Source organism: Bacteroides muris (ex Afrizal et al. 2022) (genome assembly GCF_004793475.1).
In the GTDB taxonomy this organism is placed as follows: domain Bacteria; phylum Bacteroidota; class Bacteroidia; order Bacteroidales; family Bacteroidaceae; genus Bacteroides; species Bacteroides muris.
This window is the reverse complement of the sequence record NZ_SRYZ01000001.1, coordinates 274023-286486: the sequence shown is the minus strand read 5'-3', so window position 1 is coordinate 286486 and position 12464 is coordinate 274023. Positions and strand designations below refer to the sequence as shown.

The following is a 12464-nucleotide window of genomic DNA, read 5'->3' as shown; positions in this document are numbered from 1 at the left end:
AAAAAACACAATGAAAAAGTTTATATCATCATTATTGATTTTAACCGCTACATTCGGCTTGACCGGATGTGAGGATTTCCTACAAGTAAATCCCAAACAAGTTTTGGATGAGAACTTGCTTGTTAGACCAAGTGATATGGAAGGCTTTGTAACAGCTGCTTATGCAAGAATGACAGATATTCCGTCTTGGGATTCACCATTCTCACCTTGGTGGTCTGGTTCTCTTCGTTCTGATGACTCTTATAAAGGAGGAGGAGGCGTCTGGGACGGCGGCGATGGATGGGGATATATGGAAACCTTTGTGAATTTGACTCCTAATGGCTGGCCTATTGATTACCCTTGGTATGTTTCTTATCAAGTTATCCAAAGATGTAATACTGCAATCCAGAAAATGCAGCCGATTTCTGAAGAAGATTTTCCAGTAAAGAACAGTCGAATGGGTGAGATGCTGTTTCTTCGCGGATTTACTCATTTCAGACTGAAAGAGTTCTTCAAATATATACCTTACATGGATGAAACTATAACAGGTACTTCTGCAGATTTTGAGGCTGTACCGAATAGGGACAAGAACTATCCGAATGATCAGTATCTGTGGGAGAGAATTCTTAAGGATTTCAAGGATGCAGAGTCATATCTTCCAGAAGTACAGATAGATAAAGGAAGAGTCAATAAGAATGCGGCAACGGCAATGGTTGCAAGAACATTGATGTTTATGGCTTATGAGCAAGATGAGAGACATCAGGTGATTAATGTAAACAAAGAACGGCTGAATGAAGCTTTGATTTATCTGAACAAGTTGACGGAACAAGAAGGTAAAGCTTTGGACTTATGTAGCAATTTTGGTGAGAATTTCATGATTGAGTCTGATAACAATACGAAAGAATCCATTTGGGAGATTCAGTATTCTATCAATGATAATAGTTCTACTGGGGGTAAAATCAATAGAAGTGAAGGACTGAATCATCCGTGGAATTGGGGAGGTTTTCAGTGTTGTGGTTTCCATCATGCAAGCTATACAATGGGTAATGCTTTCAAGACTGGTGAAAATGGATTACCGTTGTTTGATACCTATAATGATGATTGCTATGGTGATTACATAAAGAAAGCCGATGGTTCGGATGATATTACACTTGTAGATGCCGGTAATAAGGCTTTCTTCGACCGCTACACTTTCGACCCTCGTTTCAGTCATACGATATGTGCACCCGGACAGCCTTGGAAGTATGACCCTTATTTGATTTTTGAGGCTCGTGGTATTCGTAATGGTGTTGAGTATGGTTATTTGAAATCTGTGAAGGAATTACCGCATCCTAATTGTGACTGTTTGCTGTACGATGGTTGGCAGTTTAACTCTATGAACAAGAGATTAATCAGATATGATGAAGTGATACTATGGAAAGCAGAAGTCCTAATTCAATTGGACAGACAAGATGAAGCTTTGCCTTTGATTAATAAAATTCGTCAGCGTGCCGCCAATAGTCTTGAGAATCTGAAAACTGCGGATGGAAGCTATATTCTGAACTACAAATGTGAGTTGTATAAACCTGGTGTGAATTGTACATGGACTAAAGAATTTGCATGGAAGGCCATGGAATGGGAAAACCGTCTTGAACTAGCTTGTGAAGGACGCCGTTTCTTCGACTTGCAGCGTTGGGGAACTCTGGAGAAAACGATGAATGCTTATTTTGCAGTGGAAAGAAATAGATTTGACTGGATGAATATAGCACGCTTTACTGCTGGTAGAGATGAATTCTTCCCCATATCACAGGCTCAGATGAAGTGGGCAAAAGGTAATTATACACAAAATCCGGGATATTAATATTAAACTTTTAGAATTATGATTATGAAAAATATAGTAAGAATATGCATGGTAATATTTACTTGTTTATTGTTTACTGGTTGTTACGACAGAGATGTTGTAGGCAGTAAAGGAACACATTATATTTTGCCTAAAGTGGAAAACCTTGATTATTCAGTACAAGGGAATACAGTGAAGTTGACATGGCAAATTCCAGATAATATACCTGATGAGTTTTTGAGGCCTCTTGAAGTAAGTATTCAGAAAGTGGAGAATGACATCTATAGAGATGTGATAACCATTGGTAATGAAGGGACATTTGCCGAAGGCATTGCAATCGATGCGAATAAAAGGTACAGATTCGTTGTAAAATTGGTAGGAAACTTGACAGACGAAGTTGTAGAAACCGGAATATCCAGCAGAATATACTCCGAAGGTCAGGTAATTGACATTCAATAATTAAAGTTTGCTGTATCATAGATGCAGTCCGGTATTTCTATGCTTCCCGTGTACTGCATCTATAGATACAGTAAACTGACTTAAAACAGACGCTATGAAAAATATTCTATTTATGGTTCTTTCTTTCTCTATATTCTTGTTGTTTTCTTGTTCGGATAAAGAGGAAAATGAGCCTTTTATACCAGTTGATGAGATTATCTCTGCGAAAACTTTTCTGATTCCAAATAAAGACACGAAGGTTGTTTCAACGATTCTGAATTTTAAGAATATAGATGCCATAGATTATCTGATGGTTCGAAAAAGTGGAGGAAATAGTTATTCAGTCAAAATAGATAGAAATGAGTTAACTGCAGATTATGTATTTAATTATGTGGTTCAGAAGACGGATCCCCAGAATTTTAGATTGATATTGGTAGCAGTTTATAAAGATGGAAACAAATCGAATGACCTTTCTTTGAATGTGGATAACCGTTGGGGATTCTTTATCCGAAGCGTCAGTCGTACTGCTCGTGTAACTGGTAGTTCTATGGACGGAGAAAACTTCCCAAACCCTAATAATACTGCGACAAAATGGAATGTAGGAGGAACAGATCTTGGCATTATTTGGGAGATGCAGCCCGGAAAATATGGAATTTTCTTTGGTGATACTTTTGGGTATGACTTTAAGCCTAATCCGGCTAATCCTGGACCTAACGGAGGGAGTTGGCGTAGTAATGTGCTGGCTTTCTCGGAGGATAATGATTTAGAAGATGGATTGTCATTCAGTAATATGGCTACTGATGATAAAGGGTATGCCCGCGAGATAGTATATGGAGGAAAAGATTCGTCAGGTAATGGTGATTGGACTTCTATCCCAACAGCTGCTATTCGTGCTAATGGAATAGATTATGTGCATTATTTTAATATGAGAAATTGGACGGGATGGATTACAAATTATTCGGGAATATATAAGTCGGTTGATAATGGTTTGACATGGGCTAAATGTAAAGATATAACCTTCTCATCTTATAGTTTTTTTGGCCAGGTAGGGTACTTTAAGAAAGATGGATATGTTTATATGATAGGTACTCAAACGGGGAGGGATAGCAATGCTAAATTAGCACGATTTCATGAAACAGATATTGAGAATAAGACAGCTTATGAATATTGGAATGCTTTTACTAATCAATGGATAAAAGGCAATGAAAATGAGGCAACAGTATTAATAGAAGATAAGGTTGGTGAACTTTCTTTTATATATAACGAGACACATAAGAAATGGATAATTGCTTATTTCAATGCAGATAGATATAATATAACTATGCGTACGGCAGAAGACATAACTGGCCCATGGAGTGAACCCTATGAGCTTGCTAATGGTAGAGAGTATGCCCAATTGTATGGTTCTTACATTCATCCGTTGTCGGTAACTGGTGATAATTTATATTTTACGATGTCAATGTGGATGCCTTATAATGTTTTTTTAATGAAGGCTGAATTGGCTGATATGGGAGAGTTTTAATTATATTGATAAATATAATATCATGAACACACGCACATTAATTATAACTTTTGTTTGGATGATAATGTCCAACATAGGCATCTGTGCTCAAGAGCATTGGGATGCACAAGAGAGAATTGAGTTGAATAAGGGTGTTTTTCCGAAAAATTTTAGTAAAGCTATTGATGCTATACAGTATGATTTATTAGGAATTGAGAGAGGAAAAAGCCATGTGAAAGTGATAGATAACAACACTTTGTACATAAACCTTTCTTTTTCGCTTAAAAACTCTGTTCAACAAGGTGATTGGCGTATAGCCGTAAAGCCGGATTTTTTACCTTCATTCCATTGGGCGCCACATCTTACCCCTACTGATAGAAATGTCATCGATCAACATGTATTCCGTTCTCCTGCCCTTATTGTAGCAGACGATCATCAAACTCTTATTCTTATCCCCGATTTGGATATTATGCAGAAGGGGACTCCTGTACGATGGTATATGGATATGGACGCATCCTCTAATACACTTATTCTCGGAATGTGCAATAACCATGTATCCGAACACGTTCTGTTTGAGCGTAATCAAGAAACTACTTATCCAAAAGGAGATATTGAAATAGGCTTTTATTTGATGTATTCTGATAGCAAGGAAGTATTGCGGAATCCTTTCAAGAAGCCGTTAGAATTTATGTGGAGTCGATGGGGGCATACTGCATATGTGAAAGGTAATCCGGTGAAGGAGAGCCTGGAAAAGTATGTGCAACATACTTATAATTGGGCTTTTAATTCATGGTCAGAAAATGTGTGGCAGCAATTTGAGTTAGATGGAAACAAAGTGGGTGCTCCCGTATTCATTGTGAATGTTACACAAAGTCCCAATTATCCGGGAGAGATTAATGAACGTGAATTTCGTTCTATCTGGAATCAGGCATGGTTCAGTTCATTGCGTTCTGCAAGTGGGTTATATCGATATGCAAGAAGAACCGGTAATAGGGAGCTTTTTGCAAAAGCAAATTTGACAAAAGAACTGGCTCTGTCATTTCCGCAGAGGAATGGTTTTTTCTATGGACTTATCGGTACGGAAATGCATGAAGTAGAGATTGATGGTAAAAAGTATAATCGGAGCAAGGGGTGGAATACCTATTATTGGGGAAATTCCAACAGAAACCCTTATACTTGGAATCCGAAAGAATCTCCGTATCATATTCTTGATATGAGTTGGACAGCATTGTTGATGCTTCGGTGGTATGATGAATTAGAAAAAGATGCCCGTCTTTTGGCTTATGCAGAAGATTATGCGATGGCTTTACTTGGAATACAGTATGAAAATGGTTTTTTCCCTGGCTGGCTTGACTTAAAGACAATGCAGCCGATGAACCATTTAAATGCTTCTCCTGAAACATCTTTATCAGTTACTTTTTTACTTAAACTGTATGAGCTTACACATAAGGAAGAGTATAAACGGGCAGCATTTAGAGCTATGAATGCAGTTATCCATGAAATTATTCCGGTTGGGAAGTGGGAAGACTTTGAAACCTATTGGTCTTGTTCTCGTTACGGTTCGGATAACTTGGTAGGTAAAAAAGTTTTGCGGAACAATATGCATAAACAGAATAATTTTTCAATGTTCTGGACAGCTGAAGCCTTACTGGAGTGCTATCGTCTTACCTCAAATAAAGAATATCTTGATTATGGACAGCGTACACTTGATGAATTGCTGATGACCCAAGCGTCGTGGCAGCCGCCATACATGTATGTAAATGTATTGGGTGGTTTTGGTGTGTTGAATGCCGATGGTGAATGGAATGATTCACGCGAAAGTCTTTTTTCCGAACTCATCATTCAATATGGAAAACTTCTTGATAAGCCAGAGTATATAGAACGGGGATATGCTGCACTTAAGGCATCTTTTGTAATGATGTATTGTACTGAAAATCCTCAAACCAAACAGCAATGGGAAAAAGTTCATCCGTTCTTTGCTTCAGAGGATTATGGATTCATGATGGAAAATTACGGGCATGGCGGCCGTACAAATCCGGCAGGTGAAGGTATGGGTGAGTTTACAATCTATGATTGGGGAAATGGAGCAGCGGCTGAAGCGTACAACCGCATCCTTGATAAATTTGGAAAAATAGAATAATGATTCGTTAACATTAATAATTCAACTATGGTAAGATCAACTTTAACTTTATTGGCCCTATTTAATGTGGCTATACTGTTTCCGGGTAAAGCAATGTCCCAGAACAGTGAAGGGCGGGAGTTTAACGGTAAGTATCAAAAGGAATATCTGGATAAGATTGCATTTCCTATAGGGGGAATCGGCGCCGGAATGTTCTGTTTGGAGGGAACCGGTGCCATTTCGCATGTGTCTCTCAGGCACTATCCTGATGTGATGAATGAGCCGTATACCTTTGCCGCGATTTATGTAAAGGGTGTTGAAAACGGGGCAAAGGTATTGGAAGGGCAGGTTCCGACTTGGAAGTTATTTGGTCCTGCACAGAGTGGTTTAGGTAGGGGAGACAAGACATATGGCCTTCCCCGCTTTGAGGAGGCGGTTTTCCAGGCACGTTTTCCTTTTGCGACTATTGATTTAAGAGACAAGGATATGCCTTTGGTGGCAAAGATTACGGGTTGGAGTCCTTTTATTCCGACGGATGCGGACAATTCCAGCTTACCGGTTGGAGTACTGGAATATCAGTTTACAAACACTTCCGATAAGGCTATCGAAACCGTGTTTTCTTATAATACCAAAAATTTCATTGATGGTCAGGGTACTATCCGAGGAGTAAAGAACGGGTTTGTTTTAGAATCCGACCAGAACAACAGCGGACTGGCCATTTATGTGGACAATGCTGCTGCTGTTGTAGACCATTGTTGGTTCCGTGGTGCCTGGTTCGATCCGCAGACTGTGGTTTGGGATAATATTCGCTATGGGCGGATCGCTGATAAGCAGCCGGTTAAGGGTGTTGTTCCGGGAGCGTCTGTTTATGTTCCGCTGACGTTGCAGCCGGGAGAGACAAAAACAGTCAAGGTAAACTTCTGCTGGTATCTGCCCGATTCAAACCTTTCTATCGGTGGTGCCAGAAAGGTAGGACAGGCATTTACGGGGATGCCCTGCAAGGGAACGGCTTCCGGTCAGCAACCTGTGAGCGGCTTTGTCGGCAAGCAGTTGCTGAACTCGTTCGATAAGGGTGGAGATGGACTGACGGGTATTATTCAGTCTCCTGAATTCAATATTGGGAAAAGATATCTGAAGTTTCTGGTAGGTGGAGGCAGTCAGGCTGACCGTACTTCTGTAAATCTTGTAGTAGACGGAAAGATTGTAGAGACGGCGGTCGGAAACCAGACGGAGACTCTGAGTGAAACCGTATGGGATTTGAAACCTTATCAAGGAAAGAAGGCTTTTGTGAAAGTCATTGATTTGGATGTTTACCCGTGGGGACATATTCTGGCTGACCAGTTTGTGTTGACAGACAATAGGAATGAAGATATTTACAACTTGTCTTCTACATCCACCTTACTTGCCGATTTTGAAAGCAACGGCTGGGGAGACTGGCAGGTTGTGGATTCTTCCGAAGAAGAAAAACAATTCCTGGCAAATGAAGAAGATGCCGAAGCTACCTACAGACCTTGGTACTCGGAGCGCTTCAAGAGTTTGAATGAGGTTATCGGCTATTGGGATGCAAACCGGGCGATGCTGGAAAAGAACAGCCGGCTGTTCAGTGATGCATTCTATAGTTCCTCTTTGCCGGCAGAAGTATTGGAGGCTGTCGCTGCTAATTTGACTATATTGAAATCTCCTACGGTATTGCGCCAATGGGATGGAAGATTTTGGGCTTGGGAAGGATGCCAGGATTCTTTTGGCTCTTGTCACGGAAGTTGTACGCATGTGTGGAATTATGCACAGGCTTTGCCCCATTTGTTTCCGTCTTTGGAAAGAACCTTGCGTGAAACGGAATTCAGGGTAAGCCAGAATACGGAAGGACACCAGAATTTTAGAGTAAACTTGCCTATTTCGGCACCGCCCCACAACTTCCATGCTGCTGCCGACGGACAGTTGGGCGGGATTATGAAAGTTTACCGTGAATGGCGTATCAGCGGGGACACGCAGTGGATGAAAGACCTTTTCCCGGCAGTGAAGAAGAGCCTGGACTATTGCATCCGTACATGGGACCCCTTACATAAGGGCTGTCTTGAAGAGCCGCACCACAATACTTATGACATCGAGTTCTGGGGACCGGACGGCATGTGTACAAGTTTCTATTTGGGAGCTTTGACTGCGTTTATAGAGATGGGCAAGGAGCTGAAGCAACCCGTCAAGGAATATACGGCCCTGCTGTCAAAGGGCAGGAAATACATGGAAACTGCACTCTTCGATGGAGAATATTTCATACAGAAAATTCAGTGGGAAGGGCTTCAGGCTCCCAATCCGGTCGATGTAATGTCTTTCGGGGGAAGTTATTCCGAAGAGGCCCTGAAATTGCTGAAGGAAGAAGGACCGAAATACCAATACGGTACCGGTTGTCTGTCCGATGGAATTTTGGGGATGTGGATGGCTTCCGTATGCGGACTGGATGAAGTGCTGGACAATGAAAAGGTCAGGAGCCATCTGGTGGCCGTACACAAATACAATCTGAAACATGACTTGATAGACCATTTCAATCCTCAAAGACCGGTGTATGCTTGTGGTAAGGATGGCGGATTATTGCTTTGCACATGGCCGAAGGGTGGTATGCTGTCACTGCCTTTTGTATACAGCAACGAGGTCTGGACCGGTATCGAATATCAGGTTGCCAGTCATTTGATGATGAAAGGTGAGGTGGAAAAGGGCTTGGATATTGTCCGTGAATGCCGTGAGAGATATGATGGAAGAGTAAGAAACCCATTCAATGAGATAGAGTGCGGCCACTGGTATGCACGTGCCATGGCAAGCTATGGAATGTTGCAGGGGCTTACAGGAGTGCGGTATGATGCTGTTGACAAAACCATGTACATCAATTCTAAGATTGGTGATTTCAAAAGTTTCATCAGTACTGATACCGGTTTCGGAACTATTGAATGGAAAGCAGGAAAGCCTGTGTTGAACGTGGTTTATGGCAACATTGATGTGAAACGCTATAATGTTTCAGGCAAGATTGTGGATTGAGGTCAATTAGGATAGGGATGTACAATCAAAGACAGATTAAGATGACAGAGAAGAAGAAACTTCTTGTTTTGTGTGTTGCATTATTTTGTTTTATAGCTGTTTCTGCACAGCAGAGAATGTCTGTATCGTCTCCTGACGGAAAACTTAGATTTTCTCTGAAAGTAACGCCGGAGAGTGTTTCATATGACATCGACTATAGGAAGCAGTCTCTTATAGCAAATTCTTTGCTTGGTTTCAGCTTTGATAGCGGAGAGTTCGGAAGGAATCTTAAAGCAGGAAAGGTGCAGCGTAAAAAGATTGATGAGACATACAAGCTCATTGTCGGCAAGACAAGTAGTGTACGTAGCCGTTGCAATGAAATGACCGTTCCCATGCAGGAACGGTCAGATTCCGGCCGTCTGATAAACCTGGTTGTAAGGGCATTCGATGACGGGATAGCATTCAGATATGAATTTCCGGAACAGAAAGCATGGGATTCATACGTGATGTATGATGAAAGGACACAGTTCAACTTGCAAGGAAACCCGATGGCGTTGCTCATGTACCTGCCCGGGTATGTGAATACACACGAAGGGGTATACAGTCATGTAAGATATGACAAGGTGGCAAGGAAAAGGCTGATAGAGATGCCGGCGACATTCGAGTTCGACAACGGGGTGGCAGTGGCTATAACTGAAGCGGCCATAAGGGACTATGCGGGAATGTACCTGGTGAAGGAGAAGGGTGGACTGGTGGGAAAGCTCTCGCCAAAACTGGGGCAGGAGAAGATAAAGGTCGAGACAGACAGTTTCCCGCACCGTACCCCGTGGCGCGTAATCTCCGTTGCAGACCGGGTGGGAGGATTGCTGGAGACGAATATACTAACAAGCCTGAACGAGCCCTGCAGGATTGAAGACACTTCATGGATTAAGCCTTGCAGGACTACGTTCACATGGTGGAACGGGAATGTCGTGCCGGACAGCACGTTCTCTCCGGGAAACAACTTCGATACAAACAAGTACTACATCGATTTTGCAGCACGCAATGGCTTGGATGCACATGGAATCTACGGATATGCAGAGACTCCTTGGTACTATGATGACAACTTCAATTTCGGATGGGCGGGACCCAATGCGGACGTTACAAAACCGATACCGTGCCTGAACATGCCGAGAATTGTGGAATATGCAAGGAGCAAGGGGGTTGGCATACATCTGTGGGTACACTGGAGACCGTTGTACGACAAACTCGAAGAAGCCTTTGCGCTCTATGAGGGATGGGGGGTCAGGGGACTCATGGTGGACTTCATGGACCGCAATGACCAAGAGATGATACGCATTCAAGAAGAGATACTGGAATGTGCGGCAAGACACAGACTGTTCATACAGTTCCATGGGTCGAGCAAGCCTTCCGGACTGGTAAGGACGTATCCGAATGAATTCACACGGGAAGGGACACTCAACTATGAAGTATGCAAATGGGACACGCTGGTGAATGCGGACCATGACATTGCGATACCCTTCACCAGGATGCTGGCGGGAGCGACGGACTATCACCTGGGAGGGTTCAGGGCACTGCCGCGCTCGGAGTTCAAGATACAGTATGTAAATCCTCATGTAATGAGCACGCGCTGCCATATGTTGGCCATGTATGTGGTTTTGGAAAACCATCTTACCTCGTTGTGCGATACGCCAAAGGCTTATGAAGGTCAACCGGGGTTCGAGGTGCTCCGTACCGTGCCGGGAACGTGGGATGAGATAAGAGTTCCGCTGGCAAGGATGAATGAGCATGTCACGGTGGCCCGCAGGAGCGGTTCGGACTGGTGGGTAGGCTCGCTGAACAACGGTACGGAAAGGGATCTGAAATTGGAATTGGACTTCCTTAGTGAGGGGGACTACCAGGCAACGATCTATACCGATGCGGAGGATGTGGAGCGGAATCCAAACAATCTGGACAGACAGGTACGGAAAGTTACAAGGAAGGATATCATTGAACTGAATCTGGCAAAGGATGGAGGAGCGCTATTACATATCAGAAGGTTATAAGGGTGATGTTTATCAGTTGAAATTGTATTTCAATCAGTTGTTAGTTTGTTAGGATAAGAAGATTGTTCCAGGATAATATTTTTAATCAATGGATTTATAGCATGAACAGAAGAAATTTTATAAGGAGAGTGGGCCTTTTGGGGGCAGGATATGCGCTGAATAAAAACTTGATGTTTGCGAATTCAGGCGTAGCTTCGACAGCTACCTCTTTTTCGTCGTTTCCAACAGTAAGGAAGCCTATATCGGAAAGGAACTTCAAAAGTCCTGCCATTGAAAAGGCCATTGCTACTTTTAAACAGAAGGTCAAGAATGAAGAACTGGGCTGGCTGTTTGGGAATTGTTTTCCGAATACGTTGGACACAACCGTTTTTTATTCAGAAAAGGATGGCCGACCGGATACATATGTGATTACCGGTGATATTGATGCCATGTGGTTAAGGGATAGTTCTGCCCAAGTATATCCGTATTTGGATTTCATGTCTGAAGATAAGAACCTGCAGAAACTGATAATTGGCGTTATCAATAAGCAGACTTCCTTTATATTGAAGGATCCGTATGCCAATGCCTTTTATGATGATGATACGAAGTATACAAGGTGGAACAGCGATCATACGGAGATGAAACCGGGTATTCACGAACGTAAGTATGAATTGGATTCGCTTTGCTATCCCATTCGCCTGGCATATGGATACTGGAAAAAGACAAATGATGCTTCTCCTTTCGATGCGCAATGGAAGAAGGCGATAGAAACCATTTTAAGAGTCTGCAAGGAACAGCAGAGAAAACATGGTAACGGGCCTTATAGCTTTCGCAGAACTTCGGAATGGGCTATAGATGCTGTTCCTATGGGTGGAGTGGGTTATAAAGTAAATCCGGTTGGATTGATTTGTTCTACTTTCAGGCCTAGTGATGATGCCACTATCTTTCCTTTTCTCGTCCCGTCCAATTTCTTTGCGGTGGCCAGTTTGAGGCAGGCTTCCGAAATGGTTCAAAAGATAACCAAAGACAATGTATTGGCTGATGAACTGTTGACGTTGAGTAAAGAAGTTTATAATGCTTTACAGACGTATGCCGTGGTGAATCATCCGAAGTTTGGTAAAATCTATGCTTTTGAAATAGATGGCTTTGGATCGGCTTATCTTAGTGATGATGCCAACGTCCCTAATCTGCTGGCGTTACCCTATCTGGGTGGTGTTGATAGTGATGATGCAATTTATGCCAATACCAGAAGATTCGTGTGGTCGGAATACAATCCTTATTTCTTTAAAGGCTTTTATTTTGAAGGGATAGGAGGACATCATATTGGTACAGACATGATATGGCCGATGAGTCTGATAATGAAAGCCCTGACCGCTCAAAACGATGAAGAGTTACAGCAATGTATCCGGATGCTCCAGAAAACGCATGCCGGTACCGGATTCATGCACGAGTCATTCCACAAGGATGACCCCAAGAAATTCACAAGGAGCTGGTTTGCATGGGCCAATACATTGTTTGGAGAATTGCTGTGGAAAACATTCAATGAGAAACCCTATTTATTGGAATACTAATCATCTA

At 42.4% G+C, this 12464-nt stretch carries 7 protein-coding genes; all 7 read left to right on the top strand.

Features of this window, described 5'->3' with window-relative positions:
- Positions 1 to 10: 10 nt before the first annotated feature.
- The 7 genes from E5355_RS01050 to E5355_RS01020 all read left to right on the top strand — a co-directional run bounded on the left by E5355_RS01050 (position 11) and on the right by E5355_RS01020 (position 12457).
- Positions 11 to 1819 (top strand): RagB/SusD family nutrient uptake outer membrane protein, encoded by a 1809-nt coding sequence (locus tag E5355_RS01050; RefSeq protein WP_176469503.1) that lies wholly within the window; start codon positions 11 to 13, stop codon positions 1817 to 1819.
- 24 nt (positions 1820 to 1843) lie between these two features.
- Positions 1844 to 2257 (top strand): DUF4945 domain-containing protein, encoded by a 414-nt coding sequence (locus E5355_RS01045; RefSeq protein ID WP_225982630.1) that lies wholly within the window; start codon positions 1844 to 1846, stop codon positions 2255 to 2257.
- Positions 2258 to 2351: 94 nt separating this feature from the next.
- Positions 2352 to 3758, top strand: coding sequence for a DUF4185 domain-containing protein (locus E5355_RS01040; protein WP_136008805.1), 1407 nt, complete (start codon positions 2352 to 2354; stop codon positions 3756 to 3758).
- Positions 3759 to 3780: 22 nt separating this feature from the next.
- A complete protein-coding gene (locus E5355_RS01035; RefSeq protein ID WP_136008804.1) occupies positions 3781 to 5877 on the top strand; it encodes a hypothetical protein in 2097 nt (698 codons plus the stop codon).
- 93 nt (positions 5878 to 5970) lie between these two features.
- Positions 5971 to 8883 carry a GH116 family glycosyl hydrolase gene (locus tag E5355_RS01030; protein ID WP_136008803.1) on the top strand — a complete coding sequence of 971 codons (2913 nt, stop codon included), beginning with the start codon at positions 5971 to 5973 and terminating at the stop codon, positions 8881 to 8883.
- Between the two features lie 41 nt (positions 8884 to 8924).
- On the top strand, positions 8925 to 10907 hold the full coding sequence (locus E5355_RS01025) for a glycoside hydrolase family 97 protein (protein ID WP_117749405.1): 1983 nt from the start codon (positions 8925 to 8927) through the stop codon (positions 10905 to 10907).
- A gap of 101 nt (positions 10908 to 11008) precedes the next feature.
- Positions 11009 to 12457, top strand: a complete 1449-nt coding sequence (locus E5355_RS01020; protein WP_136008802.1) for a glycoside hydrolase family 125 protein — start codon at positions 11009 to 11011, stop codon at positions 12455 to 12457.
- The last annotated feature ends 7 nt before the right edge of the window (positions 12458 to 12464 follow it).